At 72.2% G+C, this 23281-nt stretch carries 22 protein-coding genes; 12 read left to right on the forward strand and 10 right to left on the reverse strand.

The genetic code is table 11. The annotated features are described in order from the left end of the window. Positions 1–5 precede the first annotated feature (5 nt). From ABIB37_RS12055 to ABIB37_RS12070, 4 genes are all read left to right on the forward strand, one after another. Positions 6–1226, forward strand: a complete 1221-nt coding sequence (locus tag ABIB37_RS12055) for a phosphoglycerate kinase (RefSeq protein WP_354260679.1) — start codon at positions 6–8, stop codon at positions 1224–1226. Beyond that, positions 1226–2011, forward strand: coding sequence for a triose-phosphate isomerase (tpiA, locus tag ABIB37_RS12060; protein WP_354260681.1), 786 nt, complete (start codon positions 1226–1228; stop codon positions 2009–2011). The genes ABIB37_RS12055 and tpiA overlap by 1 nt, the downstream gene beginning before the upstream one ends. A gap of 109 nt (positions 2012–2120) precedes the next feature. Next, positions 2121–2369, forward strand: coding sequence for a preprotein translocase subunit SecG (gene secG / locus ABIB37_RS12065; protein WP_123697927.1), 249 nt, complete (start codon positions 2121–2123; stop codon positions 2367–2369). After that, positions 2369–2725 carry an RNA polymerase-binding protein RbpA gene (locus ABIB37_RS12070; protein WP_123697926.1) on the forward strand — a complete coding sequence of 119 codons (357 nt, stop codon included), beginning with the start codon at positions 2369–2371 and terminating at the stop codon, positions 2723–2725. The genes secG and ABIB37_RS12070 overlap by 1 nt, the downstream gene beginning before the upstream one ends. A 573-nt stretch (positions 2726–3298) precedes the next feature. On the opposite strand, the gene pgl is transcribed toward ABIB37_RS12070, so the two are convergent. From pgl to tkt, 6 genes are read right to left on the reverse strand one after another with little or no spacing between them, the layout of a single operon-like run. After that, positions 3299–3994 (reverse strand): 6-phosphogluconolactonase, encoded by a 696-nt coding sequence (pgl, locus tag ABIB37_RS12075; RefSeq protein ID WP_354260684.1) that lies wholly within the window; start codon positions 3992–3994, stop codon positions 3299–3301. After that, the gene (locus ABIB37_RS12080) at positions 3994–4929 is read right to left on the reverse strand and encodes a glucose-6-phosphate dehydrogenase assembly protein OpcA (RefSeq protein WP_354260686.1); all 936 of its coding nucleotides are present in this window, start codon (positions 4927–4929) and stop codon (positions 3994–3996) included. The genes pgl and ABIB37_RS12080 overlap by 1 nt, the downstream gene beginning before the upstream one ends. Next, positions 4926–6455 carry a glucose-6-phosphate dehydrogenase gene (zwf, locus tag ABIB37_RS12085; RefSeq protein ID WP_354261618.1) on the reverse strand — a complete coding sequence of 510 codons (1530 nt, stop codon included), beginning with the start codon at positions 6453–6455 and terminating at the stop codon, positions 4926–4928. Before zwf ends, ABIB37_RS12080 begins: the two co-directional genes overlap by 4 nt. A gap of 53 nt (positions 6456–6508) precedes the next feature. Then, positions 6509–8104, reverse strand: a complete 1596-nt coding sequence (locus ABIB37_RS12090; RefSeq protein WP_354260688.1) for a glucose-6-phosphate isomerase — start codon at positions 8102–8104, stop codon at positions 6509–6511. Beyond that, complete coding sequence (gene tal / locus ABIB37_RS12095) at positions 8101–9216, reverse strand: transaldolase (protein ID WP_354260690.1); 1116 nt, start codon at positions 9214–9216, stop codon at positions 8101–8103. The genes ABIB37_RS12090 and tal overlap by 4 nt, the downstream gene beginning before the upstream one ends. Positions 9217–9233: 17 nt before the next feature. Then, positions 9234–11348, reverse strand: a complete 2115-nt coding sequence (gene tkt / locus ABIB37_RS12100) for a transketolase (protein ID WP_354260692.1) — start codon at positions 11346–11348, stop codon at positions 9234–9236. A 178-nt stretch (positions 11349–11526) separates the two neighbouring features. On the opposite strand from tkt, the gene ABIB37_RS12105 reads away from it, so the two are divergent. Both ABIB37_RS12105 and ABIB37_RS12110 read left to right on the forward strand, forming a co-directional pair. Continuing rightward, entirely contained in the window at positions 11527–12471 is a 945-nt protein-coding gene (locus ABIB37_RS12105) for a heme o synthase (RefSeq protein WP_354260694.1), read from the forward strand. A 170-nt stretch (positions 12472–12641) separates the two neighbouring features. After that, positions 12642–13514, forward strand: coding sequence for a hypothetical protein (locus tag ABIB37_RS12110; RefSeq protein WP_354260696.1), 873 nt, complete (start codon positions 12642–12644; stop codon positions 13512–13514). Here the strand turns inward: ABIB37_RS12110 and ABIB37_RS12115 are convergent. Beyond that, on the reverse strand, positions 13511–14485 hold the full coding sequence (locus ABIB37_RS12115; protein ID WP_354260698.1) for a Ppx/GppA phosphatase family protein: 975 nt from the start codon (positions 14483–14485) through the stop codon (positions 13511–13513). The two genes, ABIB37_RS12110 and ABIB37_RS12115, sit on opposite strands and share 4 nt — an antisense overlap. Positions 14486–14501: 16 nt before the next feature. After that, entirely contained in the window at positions 14502–15422 is a 921-nt protein-coding gene (locus ABIB37_RS12120) for a COX15/CtaA family protein (protein ID WP_354260700.1), read from the reverse strand. 183 nt (positions 15423–15605) lie between these two features. On the opposite strand from ABIB37_RS12120, the gene sufB reads away from it, so the two are divergent. From sufB to ABIB37_RS12145, 5 genes are read left to right on the forward strand one after another with little or no spacing between them, the layout of a single operon-like run. Next, positions 15606–17024, forward strand: coding sequence for a Fe-S cluster assembly protein SufB (sufB, locus tag ABIB37_RS12125; RefSeq protein ID WP_123697916.1), 1419 nt, complete (start codon positions 15606–15608; stop codon positions 17022–17024). After that, complete coding sequence (sufD, locus tag ABIB37_RS12130; RefSeq protein WP_354260702.1) at positions 17024–18247, forward strand: Fe-S cluster assembly protein SufD; 1224 nt, start codon at positions 17024–17026, stop codon at positions 18245–18247. The genes sufB and sufD overlap by 1 nt, the downstream gene beginning before the upstream one ends. Then, entirely contained in the window at positions 18244–18573 is a 330-nt protein-coding gene (locus ABIB37_RS12135; protein ID WP_354260704.1) for a non-heme iron oxygenase ferredoxin subunit, read from the forward strand. The genes sufD and ABIB37_RS12135 overlap by 4 nt, the downstream gene beginning before the upstream one ends. A 50-nt stretch (positions 18574–18623) precedes the next feature. Continuing rightward, complete coding sequence (gene sufC / locus ABIB37_RS12140) at positions 18624–19382, forward strand: Fe-S cluster assembly ATPase SufC (RefSeq protein WP_354260706.1); 759 nt, start codon at positions 18624–18626, stop codon at positions 19380–19382. Then, positions 19382–19714 (forward strand): metal-sulfur cluster assembly factor, encoded by a 333-nt coding sequence (locus tag ABIB37_RS12145; protein ID WP_354260708.1) that lies wholly within the window; start codon positions 19382–19384, stop codon positions 19712–19714. The genes sufC and ABIB37_RS12145 overlap by 1 nt, the downstream gene beginning before the upstream one ends. Before the next feature lie 210 nt (positions 19715–19924). On the opposite strand, the gene ABIB37_RS12150 is transcribed toward ABIB37_RS12145, so the two are convergent. Then, positions 19925–20278 (reverse strand): tryptophan synthase subunit alpha, encoded by a 354-nt coding sequence (locus ABIB37_RS12150; protein ID WP_354260710.1) that lies wholly within the window; start codon positions 20276–20278, stop codon positions 19925–19927. Positions 20279–20285: 7 nt separating this feature from the next. Beyond that, positions 20286–22061 carry a DEAD/DEAH box helicase gene (locus tag ABIB37_RS12155; protein ID WP_354260712.1) on the reverse strand — a complete coding sequence of 592 codons (1776 nt, stop codon included), beginning with the start codon at positions 22059–22061 and terminating at the stop codon, positions 20286–20288. A 70-nt stretch (positions 22062–22131) separates the two neighbouring features. Between ABIB37_RS12155 and ABIB37_RS12160 the strand changes: the two genes are divergently transcribed. Further along, positions 22132–23280 (forward strand): ROK family transcriptional regulator, encoded by a 1149-nt coding sequence (locus tag ABIB37_RS12160; protein ID WP_354260714.1) that lies wholly within the window; start codon positions 22132–22134, stop codon positions 23278–23280. Position 23281: the final 1 nt, after the last annotated feature.

The following is a 23281-nucleotide window of genomic DNA, read 5'->3' on the forward strand; positions in this document are numbered from 1 at the left end:
TCCCCATGGCGATCCGCACGCTCGACTCCCTCGGCGACCTCTCGGGCCGCACCGTCCTGATCCGCTGCGACTTCAACGTGCCGCTGCAGGACGGCGAGATCACCGACGAGGGCCGCATCGTCGCGTCGCTGCCCACCCTTCGTGCCCTGCTCCAGCAGGGCGCGAAGGTGGTGGCGATGTCGCACCTCGGCCGCCCCAAGGGCGCGCCGGAGGCGAAGTACTCGCTCGCCCCCGTCGCCCGACGGCTCGGCGAGCTGCTCGACGCGGAGGTCGCGTTCGCGGCCGACACGGTGGGGGAGGACGCTCACCGCGTGCGGATCGCCCTGCAGGACGGGCAGCTCGCGCTGCTCGAGAACCTGCGCTTCGACCCCCGCGAGACGAGCGACGACGCAGCGGAGCGCGCCTCGTTCGCCGCGGAGCTCGCCGCGGGGGCTGACGCGTTCGTCTCGGACGGCTTCGGCGTCGTCCACCGAGCCCAGGCGAGCGTCGTCGAGATCGCCCAGGTGCTCCCGAGCGCCGCCGGCCTGCTCGTCGAGCGAGAGCTCACGGTGCTGTCGCGGCTCACCGAGACCCCGGAGCGCCCGTACGCGGTCGTGCTCGGCGGCTCGAAGGTGAGCGACAAGCTCGGCGTCATCGAGCACCTGCTGCCGCGCGTCGACCGGCTGCTCATCGGCGGCGGCATGCTCTTCACGTTCCTCAAGGCGCAGGGGCACGAGGTCGCCTCGAGCCTGCTCGAGGCCGACCAGCTCGATCGCGTGCGGGGCTACCTCGCGCAGGCCGAGGAGCTGGGCGTCGAGCTGCTGCTGCCGACCGACGTGGTCGTCGCGGCCGCGTTCGCCGCGGATGCCGAGCACGAGACGGTCGCGGCCGACGCGATCGCGGGCTCGCGCTTCGGCGACGCCGGCATCGGCCTCGACATCGGTCCCGACTCGGCCGCCGCCTTCGCGGAGGCCATCCGAGGTGCGCGCACGGTCTTCTGGAACGGCCCGATGGGCGTGTTCGAGATGGAGGCCTTCGCGGCCGGTACCAAGGCCATCGCGCAGGCGCTCACCGAGGTCGACGGCCTGGCCGTCGTCGGCGGTGGCGACTCCGCCGCGGCCGTGCGCCAGCTCGGCTTCGACGACAGCGCGTTCGGGCACATCTCGACCGGCGGCGGCGCGAGCCTCGAGTTCCTCGAGGGCGCGGCGCTGCCGGGACTGGAAGCACTGGGTTGGGAAGGACGATGATGGCGAACCGCATCCCGCTGATCGCGGGCAACTGGAAGCTGCACCAGGACCACCTGCAGGCGATCGCGCTCGTGCAGAAGCTCGCGTGGACGCTGCAGGACGCGAAGCACGACCACGCGGCGGTCGAGGTCGCGGTGTTCCCGCCGTTCACCGACCTCCGCAGCGTGCAGACGCTCATCTCCGCGGAGCGCTTCGAGCTCCGCTTCGGCGCGCAGGACGTGTCGGAGCACGACTCGGGCGCGCACACCGGCGAGGTGTCGGCCGCGATGCTCGCGAAGCTCGAGTGCTCGTACGCGATCGTCGGCCACTCCGAGCGCCGGCAGCACCACGGCGAGACCGACGCGATCGTGGGCCGCAAGGCCGCCGCCGCGCTCCGCCACGGCGTGACCCCGGTCATCTGCGTCGGCGAGACTGCGGAGGACCTCGAGCAGCACGGCGCCTCGGCGGTGCCCGTCCAGCAGCTGCGCGACGTGCTCGCCGAGCTGCCCGCGACCGGCGACATCGTCGTCGCGTACGAGCCCGTCTGGGCGATCGGCTCCGGCCAGGCCGCCACGGCCGAGCAGGCGCAGCAGGTGTGCCAGGCGCTCCGGCAGGCGATCGCGGAGGTCCGCGGCGACGAGGCGGCAGCCGCGACCCGCATCCTCTACGGCGGCAGCGTGAAGTCGGGCAACATCGCCGGCTTCATGCGCGAGCCCGACGTCGACGGCGCGCTCGTCGGCGGCGCGAGCCTCGACGCGGCGGAGTTCGCCGCGATCAGCCGGTTCCAGCAGCACGTCGGCACCTGATCGGCTCGCGCCGGAATCGGGCGGCCGGGCATCGCTGCGGTAGGATGCTCGTTGGACTTCTCGTGGACCCGCAGCCGATGCGGGTGCCGCGCATCCGGAAAGAGGGCTAGTGGAGATTCTCCAGATCATCATGCAGGTGATCCTCGGCGTCACATCCGTGCTGCTGACGCTGTTCATCCTGCTGCACAAGGGGCGCGGCGGCGGCCTGTCCGACATGTTCGGCGGCGGCGTCGGCTCGTCGCTCGGCTCGTCGGGCGTCGCTGAGCGCAACCTCAACACGATCACGGTCGTCGTGAGCCTCGCGTGGCTCTCGTCGATCGTCGTGCTCGGCCTCATCACCAAGTTCGCGGGCATCTGATGGCGTCCGGCGGCAGTGCGATCCGTGGCTCCCGCGTCGGCGCGGGCCCCATGGGCGAGCAGGACCGAGGCTTCCACGCCGAGCGCGTGGCCATCTCCTACTGGGACGCGATGGGCAACGAGACGGTGCGCTACTTCGCGGCCGACCTCCCCGAGGACGAGATCCCCGAGGTGATCGACTCCCCGTCGACCGGCCTGCCCGCCGGTCGCGACAAGGAGAACCCGCCCCAGGTGGCGAAGAACGAGCCGTACAAGACGCACCTCGCGTACGTGAAGGAGCGCCGCACCCCCGAGGAGGCGGTCTCGCTCCTCGACGAGGCGCTGCAGAAGCTGCGCTCGTCGGAAGGCCGTGGCTGACGCACGACCCGAACGCCGAAGCGGCCGCCCTCTCACGAGGGCGGCCGCTTCGCGTCTGTCGGGGCACGGCGCAGGCGAGTGGTCAGTCCCGCGCGTGAGTGGTCAGTCCCGCGCGTGAGTGGTCGATCCCGCGCGTGAGTGGTCGATCCCGCGTGTGAGTGGTCGATCCCGCGTGTGAGTGGTCGATCCCGCGTGTGAGTGGTCGATCCCGCGTGTGAGTGGTCACCGACGTTGCCGGCTTGCCTTGGATGCTGTGCGTGCATCCCGTATCCGGGACGTCAGCGGCAGGTGCGGAAGGTGGGTGCGTCACGGCATCCTGTGAACCCGTTCCTGCTCGGATGTGCGACTGATGTACGGAGTGACCACTCACCTGCGGGAGTGAGCACTCAGCTGCGGGAGTGACCACTCACCCGCGGGAGTGACCACTCACCCGCGGGAGTGACCACTCACCTGCGGGAGTGACCACTCACCTGCGGGAGTGACCACTCACCCGCGGGAGTGACCACTCACCTGCGGGAGTGACCACTCACCTGCGGGAGTGACCACTCATCCGCAGAGGAGCGCCCTGGGCCGCTACAGGCGGGCGGCCGCGTCCTCGTCGAGCAGCATGAGCGTCTCGAGCCGGCCGTGCACGGCGCCGGCCGGCGCCTCGTCGGCGCTCGCGCCGCTCGAGGCGAGCGCGACGGCGTCGGCCTTGTCGGCGCCGGCGACGATGAGCCAGACCCGGTCGGAGGCGTTGATCGCCTCGAGCGTGAAGCTGAGCCGCTCGGGCGGCGGCTTGGGGGAGTCGCGCACCGCGATCACCCGGCTGCCGGTGTCGCGCACGCCCGGCAGCCCGGGGAAGAGCGACGCGACGTGCGCGTCGGGCCCCATGCCGAGCAGCGTCAGGTCGATGGCGCCCACGCCGGCGAGCAGCTCGGTGGCCGCCGCGGCCGCGGCGTCGAGCGACGCGCCGTCGGCAGCCGGCAGCTCGAGCACGCTGCCCGCGGGGATCGGCACCCGGTCGAGCAGCGCCTCCCGCGCCTGGCGCGCGTTGCGGTCGGGCGAGCCTGCCTCGACGAAGCGCTCGTCGCTCCAGGTGACGACGACGTGCTCCCAGTCGATGTCGCGGTCGGCGAGCGCGCTGAGCAGCTCGATGCCGACGCTGCCGCCGGTGAGCGCGATGACGGCGCCGCCGCGCTCGGCGATCAGCTCGGCGATCAGCGCCGTCAGGCGATCGGCCGTCGCGGCGACGAGCGCCGCGCGGTCGCCCTCGACGATGGCGCGCATCAGCGGCCCTCGAGGGTCGAGACGAGCACCTGGCGGTACATGTCGTCGGCGTCGAGCTTGCGCAGCTCCTCCGCGAGCTGATCCTCGAGCCCCCGCGTCGAGAGCGCGACGTGGTGCGACGGCTGCCCCGGCTGCTCGAGCACGCCGACGGAGTCGCGCACGCGCGTGAGCGACGAGTCGCCGGTCTCGCGGCGCAGCTCGACCGCGTGCAGGCCGCTCGAGCCCACCGGGGTGTCGCCCGCCTCCACCTTCTCGACCTCGATGCCGAGCCGCAGCTCGAGCCACGCGGCCATGAGGTGCACGCTCGGGTTCGAGAGGTCGCCCGAGACGAGCCCGGAGCGCACCGCCTCGTACGGCGGCTGGTCGAGCAGCGCGGCCAGGTGACCCCGCCAGTTCGTCAGGCGCGTCCACGCGAGGTCGGTGTCGCCGGGTGCGTAGCAGGCGGCGAGCGACAGGATCGCGCCGCGCGGATCCTTCTGCTTGCCGGAGTCGGTGATGCGCCGCTGGGCGATCTGCCCCAGCTGCGCGCCCGAGGGGCGGTCGGGCATGAACGACGGCCACCAGGCGACGACCGGCGCATCCGGCAGCAGCAGGCCCTGCACGATGCCGAGCAGGTGCGAGCCGAGCTCGCCGTAGCACTGCAGCAGCACGACCTCGCTCGCGCCCGCGTCGGCGCCGACCCGCAGCTCCGCGTCGAGGCGCGGCTCCTCCTTGGCGCTCACCCGGTCGGGGTTGCGCGAGACGACGATGACGCGCATCGGGTGCTCGCGCGAGGCCGCGTTCGCGGCGCGGATCGCCTCCTCCTCGGCGCCGATCTGCGTGTGCACGACGAGCGTGAGCACGCGTCCGAGGGCGACCACGCCGCCCTCGTCGCGGATCTCGAGCATGCGCCGCTGCACCTCGGCGGTGGTGGTGCGAGAGAGTCGGATGATCACGGTCGCCTCCAGTGCCTGCCGTCGTGCCCGAGCAGCGCATTCGCGCTCTGCGGCCCCCAGGAGCCGGGCTGGTACTGCTCGATCGGGCCGCCCTCCGCCTCCCAGTGCTCCTCGATCGGGTCGAGGATCTTCCAGGAGAGCTCGACCTCCTCGTGGCGCGGGAAGAGCGGCGGGTCGCCGAGCAGCACGTCGAGGATGAGGCGCTCGTAGGCCTCCGGGCTCTCCTCGGTGAACGCGTGGCCGTAGCCGAAGTCCATCGTCACGTCGCGCACGTGCATCCCCGGGCCCGGCACCTTCGAGCCGAACCGCATCGACACGCCCTCGTCGGGCTGCACGCGGATCACGAGCGCGTTCTCGCCCATCGTGCGCATGTCGGAGGCGTCGAAGAGGTACTGCGAGGCGCGCTTGAAGACGATCGCGATCTCGGTCACCCTGCGGCCGAGGCGCTTGCCCGCGCGCAGGTAGAAGGGCACGCCCGCCCAGCGGCGCGTGTCGACCTCGAGCTTGATCGCCGCATACGTCTCGGTGGCGGAGTCGGGACGCATGCCCTCCTCCTGCAGGAAGCCCTTGACGTGCGCGCCGCCGTGCCAACCGGCGTCGTACTGCCCGCGGGCCGTCGACGCCTCGAGGGGGAGGGGCACGCGCGCGGCGCGCAGCACCTTCTCCTTCTCGACGCGCAGGTCGCGCGCGTCGAACGAGACCGGCTCCTCCATCGCGGTGAGCGCGAAGAGCTGCAGCAGGTGGTTCTGGATGACGTCGCGCGCGGCGCCGATGCCGTCGTAGTACCCGGCGCGGCCGCCGACGCCGATGTCCTCGGCCATCGTGATCTGCACGTGGTCGATGTGGTTGGCGTTCCAGATCGGCTCCCACAGCGCGTTGGCGAACCGCAGCGCGAGGATGTTCTGGACCGTCTCCTTGCCGAGGTAGTGGTCGATGCGGAAGACGCTGTCGGCGGGGAACACCGACTCGACGACCGCGTTGAGCTCGCGGGCGGAGGCGAGGTCGTGGCCGAAGGGCTTCTCGATCACGACGCGGCGCCAGCGGCCGTCCTCCGACTCGGCGAGCCCCGAGCGCTTCAGCTGCTGGGTCACGAGCGGGAAGGCGTTGGGCGGGATCGAGAGGTAGAAGGCGTGGTTGCCCATCGTGCCGCGCGTCTCGTCGAGCTCGGCGAGCACGTCGGCCAGCCGGTCGAAGGCGTCGTCGTCGTCGAAGTCGCCCTCGACGAAGCGGATGCCCTCGGCGAGCTGCCGCCAGGCGGCCTCGCGGAAGGGCGTGCGGGCGTGCTGCTGCACGGCCTCGCGCACGACCTCGGCGAACTGCTCGTGCGTCCAGTCGCGGCGGCCGAAGCCGACGAGCCCGAAGCCGGGCGGCAGGAGGCCGCGGTTCGACAGGTCGTAGACGGCCGGCAGCAGCTTCTTGCGCGCGAGGTCGCCGGTGACGCCGAAGAACGTCATGGCGTTCGGGCCGGGGATGCGCGTGAGGCGGTGGTCGGAGGCGTCGCGCAGCGGGTTGCGGCCCGCGGCGATGCTCGCGCCGGGAGCGACCGGGGCCGCCACGGCGGCCCCGGTCGTCACGTCGGTCATCGTCCGGTGAGGGCGAGGAGCCGGTCGAGGCCCTCGTCGAGGTCGTCGAGCGTCAGCGTCAGCACGGGCCGGCCGTGCTCGGCGAGCACGCTCGCGTCGCCGGAGGCCTGCGCCTGGATGAGCTGCCCGAAGGTGAACGGCCGGCCGGGGATCTCGAGGTCCTCGTGCGGCTGGCCGAGCAGCTGCAGGAAGACGCCGTTCGGCGTGCCGCCCTTGTGGTACTGCCCGGTCGAGTGCAGGAAGCGCGGGCCCCAGCCGAACGTCACCGGGCGACCGGTGCGGGCGGCGAACGCCGCGCGCAGCCGCTCGAAGCGGGGCTGGCCGATGCGGTCGAGGTAGGCGTGCACCGCGAGGTATCCGCCGTCGCCGAGCTGCGCGAGCAGCGCGTCGACGGATGCCTCGAGCGAGTCGAGCGCGACGTCCTGCGTGCCGCGGATCTCGATGCCGGCGTCCACGGCCACGGGCTCCGCGGCGGGGGCGAGGTCGTCGAGCAGGCCGCGCGCCGCGATCTTCGCCGACTCGACGTCGGGCTGGTCGAACGGGTTGATGCCGAGCAGGCGGCCCGCGACGGCGGTCGCGAACTCCCACACGAGCAGCTGCGCGCCGAGCGTGCCGGCCACCTCCACCTCGCCGTGCGCGACCTCGCGGGCCTCGCGCGCGGAGCCGACGAGCCGCACGATTTGGAGGTCGGGGACGTCCGCCGCGAGCTCCGGGGCATCCTTCTCGAGCACGACCGGCAGCACGCCGACCCCGTCCTTGCCGGTCGACTCGGCGATGAGCTGCTCGGCCCATTCCCCGAGGCCGACGATGTGCGTGCCGTCGGTGACGATGCCGAGCTTGTCGCGCAGCGGCCGGGTGCCGGCGATCGCGGCCGCGAGCATGAGCCCGGGGTTGTCGTCGGCGTCCTCGCTGATCTCGGGCAGGGCGGCGATCGCCTCGTCGAGCAGCTCGCGCACGTCGACGCCCGCGAGCCCGGAGGGCACGATGCCGAAGGCGGTGAGCGCCGAGTAGCGGCCGCCCACGTTGGGGTCGGCGTTGAAGACCCGGTAGCCGGCGGCGCGTGCGTCGCCGTCGAGCGGCGAGCCCGGGTCGGTGACGACGATGATGCGCTCGACGGGGTCGATGCCCGCCTCGCGGTAGGCGGCCTCGAACGCGCGGCGCTGGCTGTCGGTCTCGAGCGTCGAGCCCGACTTCGACGAGACGACGAGCGCCGTCCGCTGCAGGCCGTCGCGCAGCGCGCGGCGCACCTGGTCGGGCTCGGTCGAGTCGAGCACCGTGAGGTTCACGCCCTCGGTGCGCGTGATGACCTCGGGCGCGAGCGACGAGCCGCCCATGCCGGCGAGCGCGATGCGGTCGACGCCGCGGAGGCGCAGCTGCTTGCGCAGCGCCTCGATGTCGTCGACGAGCCCGCGGGTCTCGGTGGCGGCCTCGACCCAGCCGAGCCGGATCGACGCCTCGGCCTCCGCGGCCTCGCCCCAGAGGGTGGCGTCGCCCGCGACCAGGCGGCCAGCGACGCCGTCGGCGACGAGCTGCGGCACGACCCGCTCGATCGCCTCGTGCGCGGCACCGGACGCGGTGATCGTGAAGGTCATCGCTCCGCTCCCGCCTGGTCGAGGTGGCCCTGCACGGTCTCGACGAGCTCGGCCCACGAGGCGTCGAACTTGTCGAGCCCCTCGGTCTCGAGCAGCTCGACGACCTCGACGTACGAGACGCCGAGCGCGTCGAGCGCGTCGAGCACCGCGTTGGACTCGTCGGCGGTGCCGGTGACGGTGTCGCCGGTGACGCGGCCGTGGTCGGCGAGCGCCTCGAGCGTCTTCTCGGGCATCGTGTTGACCGTCTGCGGCGCGACGAGCTCGGTGACGTAGAGCGTGTCGGGCAGCGACGGGTCCTTGACGCCGGTCGACGCCCACAGCGGCCGCTGCGTGTTGGCGCCGGCCTCGAGCAGCGTCAGCGCGCGCTCGGTCGCGAAGGTCTCCTGCCACGCGCGGTACGCGAGGCGGGCGTTCGCGAGCCCGGCCTTGCCCTTGAGCGCGGTCGCCTCGTCGGTGCCGATCGCGTCGAGCCGCTTGTCGATCTCGGCGTCGACGCGCGACACGAAGAAGGATGCGACGGAGTGGATCTTCGACAGGTCGAGACCCGCCTGCTGCGCGCGCTCGAGACCCGTGAGGTAGGCGTTCATCACGTCGCGGTAGCGGTCGAGCGAGAAGATCAGCGTGACGTTGACGCTGATGCCCGCGCCGATCGTCGCGGCGATCGCCTCGAGGCCCTGCTGGGTCGCGGGGATCTTGATGAGCACGTTCTCGCGGCCGACCCGCTCGTGGAGCATCGCGGCCTGCGCGATCGTGCCATCGGTGTCACGCGCGAGGCCGGGCTCGACCTCGATCGAGACGCGGCCGTCGCGGCCGTTCGTCGCCCGGTAGACGGGCTCGAACAGGTCGCACGCGTCGGCGACGTCCTTCGTCGTGAGCGCGGTGATGACCTGGTCGACGGTCGCGCCCTCGCCGGCGAGCTCGACGACCGCGGCCTCGTACGAGTCGCCGGCGGCGATCGCGTTGGCGAAGATCGTCGGGTTCGTCGTGACGCCCACGACGTTGCGCTCCTCGATGAGGGCGGCGAGCGAGCCGCTCGTGAGCCGCTCGCTCGAGAGGTCGTCGAGCCAGATGCTGACGCCGGCGTCGCTGAGTGCCTTCGTGTTCTCGTTCATGGTGCCTCCTCGCCCGCTCAGCGGGCAGCTTCGATGGATGCGCGAGCAGCCTCGACCACGGCCTCGACCGTGAAGCCGAACTCGCGGAAGAGCGTCTGCCAGTCGGCGCTCGCGCCGAAGTGGTCGATGCCGATGGTGCGGCCGGCGTCGCCGACGATGCCGTGCCAGGTGAGCGCGGATCCCGCCTCGACCGAGACGCGAGCGCGCACGGCCGCGGGCAGCACCGACTCGCGGTACTCGGCCGGCTGCTCGGCGAACCACTCGAGCGAGGGCGCCGCGACGACGCGGGCGGCGACGCCGTCCGCCTGCAGCTGCTCGCGGGCGGCGAGGGCGAGCTGCACCTCGGAGCCGGTCGCGATGAGCAGCACCTCGGGGGTGCCGCCGGTCGCCTCGGCCAGCACGTAGGCGCCCTTGGCGACGTTCGACGCGTGCGCGAGGGTGTCGCCCTCGGCCGCGCCGTCGCCGCGCTCGAGCACCGGCAGGTTCTGGCGCGTGAGCGCGATGCCGACCGGCTGGTCGCGGCGCTCGAGGATCGTCTTCCACGCCCAGGCGGTCTCGTTCGCGTCCGACGGGCGGACGACCTCGAAGCCGGGGATGGCGCGGAGCGTCGCGAGCTGCTCGATCGGCTGGTGCGTCGGGCCGTCCTCGCCGAGCGCGACGGAGTCGTGCGTCCAGACGTGGATCGGGTGCACGCCCATCAGCGCGGCGAGGCGCAGCGCGGGGCGCTGGTAGTCGCTGAAGATGAGGAAGGTGCCGCCGTAGGGGCGGGTCGGGCCGTGCAGCACGATGCCGTTGAGGATCGATGCCATCGCGTGCTCGCGGATGCCGAAGTGCAGCGTGCGGCCGGCGGCGGAGGCGTTCGGCCAGGCCTTCGTCGCGTGCTGCGAGGGCGCGAAGGAGCCCTTGCCCTCGAGCGTCGTGTTGTTCGACTCGGCGAGGTCGGCGGAGCCGCCCCACAGCTCGGGGATGACGTCGGCGAGCGCGTTGAGCACCTTGCCGGACGCCGCGCGGGTCGACACCTCGGTGCCGGCCTCGAAGACCGGGAGCGCGTCCTCGACGCCCTCGGGCAGCGCGCCCGAGAGCAGGCGGTCGAGCAGCGCCTTCTTGTCGGCGTTGGCCTCGGCCCACGCGTCGAAGCGCTGCTGCCACGCGCTGCGGGCAGCCGCGGCGCGCTCGGCGGCGTTGCCGCGCGTGTACTCGAGCACGGCGTCGTCGACCTGGAACGACTGCTCGGGGTCGAAGCCGAGCACCTCCTTGAGCGCCGCGACCTCCTCGCCGCCGAGCTTCGAGCCGTGGATCTTGCCGGTGCCCTGCTTCTTGGGGGCGGGCCAGCCGATGATGGTCTTGAGGATGATGAGGCTCGGCTTCGCGGTCTCGGCCTGCGCCTGCGCGATCGCGTCGTGCAGCGCCTCGACGTCCTCGACGTACTCGGGGGAGGTGGGGTCGTCGCCCTGGCGCCACGACACCTCGAGCACCTGCCAGCCGTAGGCCTCGTAGCGGCCCTTGACGTCCTCGGTGAAGGCGATGTTGACGTCGTCCTCGATCGAGATGGCGTTGGAGTCGTAGATCGCGATGAGGCGGCCGAGCTCCTGGTGGCCCGCGAGGGAGCCCGCCTCGCTCGTGACGCCCTCCTGCAGGTCGCCGTCGCCGGCGATGACGTAGGTGTAGTGGTCGAACGGGCTCTCGCCGTCGGGCGTCGACGGGTCGAGGAGCTCGCGCTCGAAGCGCTGCGCGTAGGCGAAGCCGACGGCGGACGCGAGGCCCTGGCCGAGCGGGCCGGTCGTGATCTCGACACCCTTGGTGTGGCCGTACTCCGGGTGGCCGGGGGTGAGCGAGCCCCAGGTGCGGAGCGACTCGAGGTCACCCTTCTCGAGGCCCGAGCCGGTCAGGTAGAGCTGGATGTACTGCGTCAGCGACGAGTGGCCGACGGAGAGGATGAAGCGGTCGCGGCCCAGCCAGCGGTCGTCGGCCGGGTCGCGGTCCATCACCTTCTGGAACAGCAGGTGCGCGACCGGCGCGAGGCTCATCGCCGTACCGGGGTGTCCGTTGCCGACCTTCTCGACGGCGTCCGCCGCGAGGACTCGGGCCGTGTCGACGGCCTGCTGGTCGGTGGTGGTCCATTCGAATGCCAAGGAGGCTCCTTCATCTGGCGGCACGGAGCCGCTTGCGGGGCGGACGATTGCGACGCCCCCAGCATAGTGAGGGAGCGCATCCCGCCCCGGCGCGAATCCCGCAGTGTGACGCTGCGCGTCCGATAGGATGGAGGGGCCTCCGGGCCCCCCACACGCTCAGTCGAACGGATACCGCTGCATGTCGAACGCCACCTCGCACGGCGTCGAGAGGCCGCAGGTCGCGGGGGAGCGGGAGCGCTCGCGCGTCGCGGTGAAGGCCGAGGCGTACGTCGCCCTGACGAAGCCGCGGGTCATCGAGCTGCTGCTCGTCACCGCGCTGCCGACGATGTTCCTCGCGGCGGGCGGCGTGCCCCCGATCGGCGCGCTGCTCGCGACGCTGCTCGGCGGCTTCCTGAGCGCCGGCAGCGCGAACGCGTTCAACATGATCCTCGACCGCGACATCGACCGCGTCATGCACCGCACGCAGCGCCGGCCGCTCGTCACCGGCACCCTGTCGGTGACCGAGGCGCGCGTGTTCGCGTGGACGCTCGCAGTCGTCTCGACGCTCGTGCTCGGCCTCTTCGCCAACTGGCTCGCCGCAGCGCTGTCGGTCGCCGCGATCGCCTTCTACGTGCTCATCTACACGATGCTGCTGAAGCGCCGCACCGAGCAGAACATCGTCTGGGGCGGCATCGCCGGATGCTTCCCGGTCGTGATCGGCTGGGCAGGCGTCACCGGCTCGCTCGACTGGCCCGCGTGGATCCTCTTCACGCTCGTCTTCCTCTGGACGCCCGCGCACTACTGGCCGCTGTCGATGAAGTACCGCGACGACTACCAGGCGGCCGACGTGCCGATGCTCGCGGTCGTGCGCGGCAAGCCGATGGTCGGCATCCAGGTGATCCTCTACGCGTGGGCGTCGCTCGCCTGCACGCTGCTGCTGATCCCGGTCGCGGGCATGGGCCTGCTCTACTCCGGCATCGCGGTGGTGGCGGGCGCGTGGTTCGTCGCCGAGGCGCACGGGCTCTACAGCCGCGCGATCCGCGGCGAGCGCGAGGTGCGCGCGATGCGCGTCTTCCACGCCTCGAACACGTACCTGACGCTCATCTTCCTCGCGGTCGGCATCGACCCGCTGCTGCCCTTCTAGCGTCCGGACCGCGCCCGATGGCGTGACGCCGATCGGCCTGAGCGCCGAGGCGGGCGACATGCGGCGTCGGCGTCTGGCTCAGCCCGATCGGGCTCGCGCCGATGCAGCGGCTGGCGGCGCATCGCGAGGCGGCGTACCGTGCCAGCTGACCGATACCGGATCGAGCAGCCATGGCGCTGATGCTGGTGTGCGGCGCACTGCTCGCCGTCGGCGTCGCCTTCACCCTGCTGTGGAGCGACGAGCGCCTCCTCGCGCCCGACGGCCGGCTGGCGCCCACGGCACCGGGTGTCGGGCCGGCAGGGGCGTCGGCACGGGTGGCGGCCCTCCGTCTGTACGCCTGGTGGGCGTCGGTCCTGACGGTGGCGGGGGTGGCGACCGGCATCCTGATCGCTGGGGCGGGCGGGCGCCTCGCGATGCGGCTGCTGGCCGTCACCTCGCCGCAGTCGACCGGCCGGCTGACCGAGGGCGACGCGACCATCGGCCGGATCACGCTGGAGGGCACGGTCGCGCTGCTCGTCTTCGGCGCGCTGCCGCTCGCCCTCGGCTCCGCCGCGCTCTACCTGCTGGTGGCGCCATGGCTCCCGGCAGGACGAGCGGCCGGCCCCGTCTTCGGCGGGCTGCTGCTCGTGACGATCGCGCCGTTCGCAGACCCGCTGCGAGCGGACAACATCGACTTCGGCCGGCTCGGTCCCGGCTGGCTGTCGGTGCTCGTGCTCGGGGGCCTGACGGTGCTCCAGGGCGCCGCGGTCGCCGCGTGCGCGGGCCGGCTGAGCCGGAGCCTGCCGCTGCTGTCGCGGAGCAGCCTGCCGGCAGCGGTCCCACCGATCGTGCTCGCGCTCCTGCTCGTGCCGCTCGGCCTCCTGCTCGCCGCCGCCGCCGCGGTCGTCGCGCTGCTCCCACGCCTCCTGCCGTGGCTGCTGACGATGCGCGCGTCGCGGCCGGCCGTCGTCGTCGGCCGCGCCCTGCTCGCGGTCGCGGTGCTCGTGGCGCTGCCGAGCTGCATCGCGGCGGTCACGTCGATCGTCACCGCTTCGCCGCGCTAGACGCGGTCGAGCATCTGCAGCAGGCGGCCCTCGCGGAGCGCCCAGGGGCTCACGTCGAGCTCGCGCACGCCGAACGCGCGCATCGCCTCCGAGAGCACGATGCCGCCGGCGACGATCTGGAACGTGCGGTCGGGCGTGATGCCCGGCAGCGCGGCGCGCGACTTCGCGTCCATGCGTGCGAGCCGCGGCACCCAGTCGTCGAGCTGCGCGCGCGTGAGCACGGCGCGATCGGCGTCGCCGACGCCCGGCAGCAGGTTGCCCGCGAGCCGGGCGAGCGAGCGGATGGTCTTCGACGAGCCGATCACGTGGTCGGGCCGCCCGAAGGGCTTGACCTGCGCGACGGCGTCGTCGAGCACCGCCTTCGCGTAGATGCGCAGCGCGCGCTGGTCGGCGGCGCTCGGCGGATCGGCGTGGAAGAAGCCGACGGTGCTGCGGCCTGCGCCGAGCGGCACCGAGATCGCCACGTCGGGCTCCTCGTCGATGCCCGAGGCGATCTCGAGCGAGCCGCCGCCGATGTCGAGCAGCAGGATGCGGCCGGCCGACCAGCCGAACCAGCGCCGGACGGCGAGGAACGTGAGCCGCGCCTCGTCGGCGCCCGAGAGGATGTCGAGCGTCACCTGCGCCTCGCGCTCGATGCGCGCGACGACCTCCTCGCCGTTCGCCGCCTCGCGCAGGGCGCTCGTCGCCATCACGACGAAGTCGTCGAGCTGCTCGCTGCGCGCGATCGCGGTGCACTCGCCGATCGCGGCCAGCAGCGCCGCGACGCCCTCGTCGCTGATCGAGCCGTCGTCCTGCAGGTAGCGCATGAGCCGCAGCGTGAGCTTGTGCGAGCGCTGCGGGATGGGCCTGCCACCCAGGCGCACGTCGACGATGAGCAGGTGCACGGTGTTCGAGCCGATGTCGAGCACGCCGAGGCGCGCGCCGTGCCGGGCGGCGCCGATAGCGCCGTCGATCGGGCGGGTGGAGGTCATGCGCCCGATCCTGCCATCACGCGTCGACGCGGCCCTGCACGGCGGCGGCGTCCCGTGCCGCGGGCACGGCGGCATCCGTCGTGGCACGCAGCGACAGCACCGTCGCGACGGCGATCGCGGTCGTCACGACCGAGAGCACCATGTGGATGCCGACGAGGCCGATCGGCAGGCCGATGCGCGACTGCACGACGCCCACCAGGATCTGGACGAGCACCGCGCCGAGCAGCGCGAGCGCCCAGCCGAGGTGCCGGCGCGGGCCGCGCGCGGCAGCGGCGACGACGACGGCCACGACCAGCGCGAGCAGCAGGTACCCGGGCCACGAGTGCACGTGCTGCATGATCGCCGGGTCGAGGCCGTTGCGCGCCGCGCCGCCGTCGCCCGCATGCGGGCCGGAGCCCGTCGTGAGCACGCCCACGAAGACGACGACCGCGAGCACGGCCGTCATCGCGTGGACGAGCGCCGACTGCCAGCGCGGCGCCGTGCGAGCTCCGGGCGTGCCCACCACGATGCGCCACGCGAGCACGGCGGAGACGGCGACGAGCAGGACCGAGATGATGAAGTGGATCCCGACCGTGTCGGGACGCAGGGACATCCACACGACGACCGCGCCGATGAGCGCTTGCGCGATCGTGAGGCCGAGCACGATCGCCGCGAGCACGAGGTTCGTGCGACCGGCGGCCTTGCGGATCACGAGCACGAGCATGACGAGCGCGATCGCGACGACGATCCCGCCCCACACGCGGTTGCCGAACTCGATGATGCCGTGGATGCCCTGCTCCGGGACCGGCGTGAAGGAGCCAGGCACGCAGTTCGGCCACTCGGAGCAGCCGAGGCCCGATCCCGTCAGGCGGACGGCACCGCCCGTGCCGACGATGATGATCTGGGACACGAGCGTGGCCCATGCCGCGATGATGAGGCTCCGCGAGCGCTCGAGCAAGATGCACCTCTCATGCCGTTCGCGGTAGGATGTGGGAGAGCCCATCGGCTCCGAACCCCCATGCCGCTGACAGCGGCGAGGCATGTGCGAAGGCCCTACAAGTATGGCTGAGCGCGGCGGTTCGGATTCGCGCGGAATGCCGAGGAGCACCGCCGGGTTGCACACGATGTGGAAGGGGGAGCGATGTCTGACGTCCTGATCGACCGGCCAGAGCTCGAGAGCCTGGGGCAGTACGAGTTCGGGTGGCATGACTCCGACGAGGCTGGAGCCGTCGCCAAGCGAGGGCTGAGCGAAGCGGTGGTCCGCAACATCTCGGAGCTGAAGAGCGAGACCGACTGGATGCTCGAGCGGCGCCTGAAGGGCCTGCAGCTCTTCGAGCGCAAGCCGATGCCCACGTGGGGTGCCGACATCTCCGGCATCGACTTCGACAACATCAAGTACTTCGTGCGGTCGACCGAGCGCCAGGCCCAGACCTGGGAGGACCTGCCCGAGGACATCCGCAGCACGTACGACCGCCTCGGCATCCCCGAGGCGGAGCGCTCGCGCCTCGTCTCCGGCGTCGCCGCGCAGTACGAGTCGGAGGTCGTGTACCACCAGATCCAGGAGGACCTGGAGGCGCAGGGCGTCATCTTCATGGACACCGACACGGCGCTCCGCGAGCACCCGGAGTTCTTCGAGGAGTACTTCGGCACCGTGATCCCGGCGGGCGACAACAAGTTCGCCGCGCTCAACACCGCGGTGTGGTCGGGCGGCTCGTTCGTCTACGTGCCGAAGGGCGTGCACGTCGAGATCCCGCTGCAGGCCTACTTCCGGATCAACACCGAGAACATGGGCCAGTTCGAGCGCACGCTCATCATCGCCGACGAGGGCTCGTACGTGCACTACATCGAGGGCTGCACCGCCCCGATCTACTCGTCCGACTCGCTGCACTCCGCGGTCGTCGAGATCATCGTGAAGAAGAACGCCCGCGTGCGCTACACGACGATCCAGAACTGGTCGAACAACGTCTACAACCTCGTCACGAAGCGCGCCATCGCCGAGGAGGGCGCGACGATGGAGTGGATCGACGGCAACATCGGCTCCAAGGTGACGATGAAGTACCCGTCGATCTACCTCGTGGGCGAGCGCGCCAAGGGCGAGACGCTGTCGGTCGCGTTCGCTGGCCCCGGCCAGCACCAGGATGCCGGCGCGAAGATGATCCACATGGCGCCGTACACGACGTCGTCGATCGTCTCGAAGTCGATCGCGCGTGGCGGCGGCCGAGCCGGCTACCGCGGCGAGGTGCGCGTCGATGCGAACGCGCATCACTCGGCGAACAGCGTCGTCTGCGACGCCCTGCTCGTCGACACGATGTCGCGCTCCGACACCTACCCGGCCATCGACATCCGGGTCGACGACGTGGTGCTCGGCCACGAGGCGACCGTGTCGAAGGTGAGCGAGGAGCAGCTGTTCTACCTCATGTCGCGCGGCCTGGCCGAGACCGAGGCGATGGCGATGATCGTGCGCGGCTTCATCGAGCCGATCGCCCGCGAGCTGCCCATGGAGTACGCGCTCGAGCTCAACAAGCTCATCGAGATGAGCATGGAAGGATCCGTCGGTTGATGACTGCGACAGACACGACCCCCGCACCCCTGGGCGCCGTGCCCGCGCCGGCTGAGCGCTTCGTCCCGATCCAGACTCGCTCGGAGCGCCCGACGTCGTTCGAGCCCGCCGACTTCGGCGTGCCGACCGGCCGTGAGGTCAACTGGAAGCTCTCCGACGTGCGACGCCTCGCGCCGCTGTTCGTCGACGAGGAGACCGAGACCGGCACGGCCGGGATCGAGTACGACGTCGAGGCGCTCGTCGAGCGCGGCCTGCTCGTCGAGTCGACCGGCCTCGACGCCCCGGTGCGCGGCGAGATCTTCCGTCCCGAGGACGTCGTGAGCGCGATCGCGTGGAAGCGCGGCGTGAACGCGCTGCACGTGCGGCTGCCGGAGGGGCGCGAGCAGACCGAGCCGGTCATCGCGCGCCTGCACGGCACGGGTGCCGACCGCCACGCGAACGCGCACATCGTCATCGAGGCCATGCCCGGCTCGATCGGCACCGTCGTGCTGCACCACTCGGGCTCGGCGCGCTACGCGCAGAACGTCGAGATCCTCGTCCGCGACGGCGCGCGCCTCACGGTCATCTCGGTGCAGGACTGGGAGGACGACACCGTCCACGCCTCGACGCACCAGGCGGTCGTGGGCGAGGGCGCGTTCCTCAAGCACATGGTCGTCTCGTTCGGCGGCGGCGTCGTGCGGGTCAACCCGTCGATGCGCCTCGCGGGCCACCGCGCCGAGGGCGAGATGTACGGCCTGTCGTTCGCCGACGCCGGCCAGCACATCGAGAGCCAGGTGTTCATGTTCCACGAGGGCACCGAGACGCGCGGCAACGTGCTCTACAAGGGCGCCCTCCAGGGCATCGGCGCGCGCTCGGTGTGGGTGGGCGACGTGCTCATCGGCCGCGACGCGACCGGCACCGACAGCTACGAGAAGAACCAGAACCTCGTGCTCACCGACGGCGCCCGCGCCGACAGCATCCCGAACCTCGAGATCCAGACGGGCGACATCGCCGGCGCCGGCCACGCATCCGCGACCGGCCGCTTCGACGACGAGCAGCTGTTCTACCTCGAGTCGCGCGGCATCGACGAGGAGCAGGCTCGCCGGCTCGTCGTGATCGGCTTCCTCATGGAGATCGTGCAGAAGATCGGCGTGCCCGAGATCGAGCAGCGCCTCGCCGAGGCGATCGAGGAGGAGCTGCGACGCGGCGCCGGCCTCGCCCCCGCGTCGAAGGCTGGGGCATGACGGCACAGCGAGCCTGCGGTGTGGGCGACGTCGCGGTGAGCGCGGCCATGAAGGTCGAGCTCGACGGCATCGCGATCGCGATCGTGAAGGACTCGTCCGGCGCGATCCACGCGATCGGCGACACCTGCACGCACGGTGAGATCTCGCTGTCGGAGGGCTTCGTCGAGGACGAGGCGATCGAGTGCTGGGCGCACGGCTCGCAGTTCGCGCTCCGCACCGGCAAGCCCATGAACCTCCCGGCCTACGAGCCGGTGCCGGTGTTCCCGGTGATCATCGACGGCGACGACGTGCTCGTCGACGTGCAGAACCCATTGACCCTGCAGTAGCTGCAGCCGAGACTGTTCGTGCGGCTGCGGCCGCCGAGGAAGGAAGCGCCATGAGCGTGCTGGACATCAAGGACCTGCAGGTCTCCATCGAGACCGAGCAGGGCAAGAAGGAGATCCTGCGGGGCGTGGACCTGCGGATCGCGTCGGGCGAGATCCACGCGGTGATGGGGCCGAACGGCTCCGGCAAGTCGACCCTCGCCTACACGATCGCGGGTCACCCGCGGTATTCCGTCGACGGTGGCTCGATCACCCTCGACGGCGAGGACGTGCTCGAGATGAGCGTCGACGAGCGCGCTCGCGCCGGCCTGTTCCTCGCGATGCAGTACCCGGTCGAGATCCCCGGCGTGACGGTGTCGAACTTCCTGCGCACCGCGAAGACCGCGGTCTCGGGCGAGGCCCCCCGCGTGCGCCAGTGGATCGGCGACGTGCGCGCGGCCATGGAGCAGCTGCGCATGGACCCGTCATTCGGCGAGCGGAACGTGAACGAGGGCTTCTCGGGCGGCGAGAAGAAGCGCCACGAGATCCTGCAGATGGAGCTCCTGCGCCCGCAGTTCGCCGTGCTCGACGAGACCGACTCGGGCCTCGACGTCGACGCGCTGCGCATCGTCTCGGAGGGCGTGAACCGCATCAAGGGCGAGACCGGCCTCGGTGTGCTGCTCATCACGCACTACACGCGCATCCTGCGCTACATCCAGCCCGACTTCGTGCACGTGTTCGTCAACGGGCGCATCGCCGAGCAGGGCGGCCGCGAGCTGGCCGACCGCCTCGAGGACGAGGGCTACGACCGCTACCTCAAGGCCGGCGTCTGATGGCCCTCGTCGAGATCGACGCGACGAAGTTCGACGAGGTCACCGAGGCGCTCAAGGATGTCGTCGACCCCGAGCTCGACGTGAACATCGTCGACCTGGGCCTGGTCTACGACCTCGCCTGGGACGACGAGCAGCACGCGCTCGTGATCTCGATGACGCTCACCTCGGCGGGCTGCCCGCTGACCGACGTGATCGAGACCGAGATCGCCGAGAAGCTCGACGGCGTCGTGGAGCAGTTCCGCATCAACTGGGTGTGGATGCCGCCGTGGGGTCCCGAGCGGATCACCGAGGACGGCCGCGAGATGATGAGGGCGTTAGGGTTCACGATCTAGAAGACCGCTCCGGCTCGGGGTGAGCTTGAGGAGCAGGACCCGGACGATCCAGTGGATCGTCCGCCCTGACGCCGTCGCGAGCGCAAGCGAGCGATCTGGGCTTCACGGTCTCGGCGAGCACCCGGTGTGATCGGTCGCTCGCACCGACCGCCCGACACACGCAGGAGGGGACGACCCAAGGTCGTCCCCTTCGTCGCATCCACAGCGATCTCACCCCGCCCGACTCACTCGCGGCGCCCACGCCCGCTCCGGCTCGACGACCGACAGCATCGACCAGACAGTGGTCGCGAGCGGCGGGTAGTCCTCGACGATGCGGCGCAGCACGCGGTCGCTCGTCTCGTGGTCCGGGCGCACCGCGGCGGGCAGGAGGATCCGCTCGGCGCGCAGCAGCAGCACGACGATCTCGTCGACGCTCGGCAGCTCGGTCATGAACTCCCATGGGTCCTCGCCGGCGCGCAGCCGCTCCTCGACGAGCACCGAGCGCTCGTCCGCGGCCTCGGCGCGCAGCACCTCGAGGCTCGCGCGCCTGCGCGGCTCGGGGACGTGGGCTTCCGTGTGCGGCACCGAGCGGTCAGCGCTCCCGACCCTGCCGCGGCTTCCGCGGCGGACGCTCGTCGGACCCGCGCCCACCGCGGTCGCCGCGCGACGGCCGCGCCCCGGTGTCGACCTGGATGTCGATCGGCACGCCCATGATGCGGGTCTTCGAGAGCTGCTCGAGCTGGGAGCGGTCGAGCTCGGGGAGCTCGACGAGCGTGTGGTCGAAGCGGATCTGGATGCGTCCGAAGTCGTCGCGGCCCAGGCCGCCCTCGTTCGCGAGCGCGCCGACGATCTGCCGCGGCTCGACGCCCTTGCGGCTGCCGACGGCGAGGCGGTAAGTCGTCGCATCCGAGGGTCCGCGACGCGAGCGTCGCTCGCCGTCGCCGTCGGCGCGGGCGGGACGATCCGCGCGCTCGGGGCGGTCGGCCCGCGACGCCTGCAGCGCGCGGTCGGCGCGCTCGTCGAGCAGCAGCGGCGTCTCGCCCTGCGCGACGACGGCGAGCGCGGCGGCGACGTCCTCCTGCGGCACGTCGTGGTGCTCGACGTAGTGGGCGACGATCTCGCGGAACCGCTCGATGCGGTCGCTCTGCGCGAGGGCGGCGGTGATGGCGTCGTCGAAGCGCGTCAGGCGCGTCGAGTTCACCTCGTCGGCGCTCGGCATCGGCATGATCGCGACCGTGCCGCGGGTCGCCTTCTCGATCTGGCTGAGCATGCGCCGCTCGCGCGCGGTGACGAAGCTGATCGCGTCGCCCGTGCGCCCGGCGCGGCCGGTGCGGCCGATGCGGTGCACGTACGACTCGGTGTCGATCGGCAGGTCGTAGTTGATGACGTGGCTGATGCGCTCGACGTCGAGGCCGCGCGCCGCGACATCGGTCGCCACGAGCACGTCGAGGTCGCCGGAGCGCAGCTGCTCGATCATCTTCTCGCGCTGCGGCTGCGCGACGTCGCCCGAGATGCCGGCGGCGGCGTAGCCGCGCGCCCGCAGGCGCTCCGCGACCGTCTCGGTCTCGTTGCGCGTGCGGGTGAAGACGATCGCCGCCTCGAAGGGCTCGACCTCGAGCACGCGCGTGAGCGCCTCGAGCTTCTGCTGGTACGAGACCATCAGCGCGCGCTGGGTGATGCTCGGCGACGTCGACGCGCTGCCGCGCACGGTGATCTCGACGGGCTCGCGGAGGTGCTGCTGCGAGATCGCGCGGATCTGCCGCGGCATGGTCGCCGAGAAGAGGGCGACCTGCTTCTCGGGCGGCGTCGACTGCAGGATCTGGTCGACGTCCTCGGCGAAGCCCATCCGCAGCATCTCGTCCGCCTCGTCGAGCACGACGTGCGTGAGGCCCGAGAGGTCGAGCGTGCCCTTCGCGAGATGATCCATGATGCGGCCGGGGGTGCCGACGATGACGTGCACGCCGCGGCGCAGAGCCGACAGCTGCACGCCGTAGCCCTGGCCGCCGTAGATCGGCAGCACGTGCACGCCGCCGAGGTGGGCCGCGTAGCGCTCGAACGCCTCGCACACCTGCACGGCGAGCTCGCGCGTGGGCGTCAGCACGAGCGCCTGCGGGCTGCGGCGCGCGACGTCGATCGCGGCGAGCACGGGGAGCGCGAACGCGGCCGTCTTGCCGGTGCCGGTCGACGCGAGGCCGATGAGGTCGCGGCCGCCGAGCAGCGGCGGGATGGTCTCGGCCTGGATCGCCGACGGCGTCTCGTAGCCGACGTCGTCGAGGGCCTTCAGGATGGCGAGCGGGAGGCCGAGGCTGGCGAACGTGGTGCGCTCGCCATCGGGCTCGGAGGCTTGGGTGGGCTGCGCGTCGTTCACGTGTGCAAGGGTACGCGGTGCCCCGCGCGCCCGGCGCGCCTCCCGAAGCCGCTGGGTGCAGGATGAGCGGGTGAGCTCGCAGTCGACGACCAGGCGCAACCGCGCATCGGTGCTCGCGGCCGCCCGCACGGCCGGCGACGCGTCGCGCGCGGAGCTCGCCTCGGCGACCGGCCTCAGCGTCGCGACGGTGTCGCGCGCGGTCGTCGCGCTCATCGACGCCGGGCTGCTCGTCGAGCAGAGCGCCGTCGGACCCGCCGGCGGGAGGCCGCTCGGGCGGGTGCGGGTCGACGAGTCGGCCGCCACCGTGCTCGCCGTCGACGTCGCGGACCGCCACACGACGCTCGCGCTCGTCGACCTCGGCGGCACCGTGCGCTGGAGCGAGCGGCTGGATGCACCTCCGGGCGCTGACGAGCGCCTCGCGCACACGCTGCACGCGATCGAGGCCGCGTGGCACGCGCCGCACGGCCGACGGCGCCCGGTCGCGATCGGCGTCGCGATCCCCGGCCCCGTGCAGGCGGACGGCACGATCGACTTCGCGCCCGCGCTGCACTGGCACGGCATCCACCTCGGCGACCTGCTGCGCCAGCGCCTCGACGCGCCGGTCGCCGTCGGCAACGATGCCAACCTCATCGCCGTGGCGGAGTCCCGCTGGGGCGAGCACCGCGAGGCGACGAGCCTCATGGCGCTCGCCGTCTTCGAGGGTGTCGGCGCCGGCATCGTCGAGCACGGCAGGATCCTCGAGGGGAGCCGCGGCTTCGCCGGGCAGATCGGTCGCATGCTCGTCGGGCCCGACTCGATCGACCGCCTCTACGTCGACTTCGGCGACCTGGAGTCGCAGCTCGGCTCCGCCGGGCTCGTGCGGCGCGCGGCCGCCGACGGCATCGAGCTGCCCGCCGGCGTCGAGCCCTTCGCGGCGGTGTTCGCGCGAGCGGGGGAGCGGTCGCCCGCCGGCGCGTTCGCCCGACGCGTCCTCGACGAGTTCGCGGTCGCGCTCGCCAACGTGTGCGCGCTGCTCGACCCGGAGGTGATCGTGCTCGCCGGCCGCTTCGCTCCGATCGCGGAGACGGTCGTGCCCGAGCTGGAGCGCCGGCTCACGGGCCGGGTGCTGCACATCCCGAGGCTCGTGCCCGCCTCGGCGGACGGCGAGGGCGCGCTGCTCGGCGCGGCGGCGATCGCCGTCGACGCCTTCGGGTCGCTGGAGCGCCTGCTCGACGCGTAGG

It is taken from the genome of Agrococcus sp. UYP10 (genome assembly GCF_040547205.1).
GTDB classification, from domain to species: Bacteria; Actinomycetota; Actinomycetes; order Actinomycetales; family Microbacteriaceae; genus Agrococcus; species Agrococcus jenensis.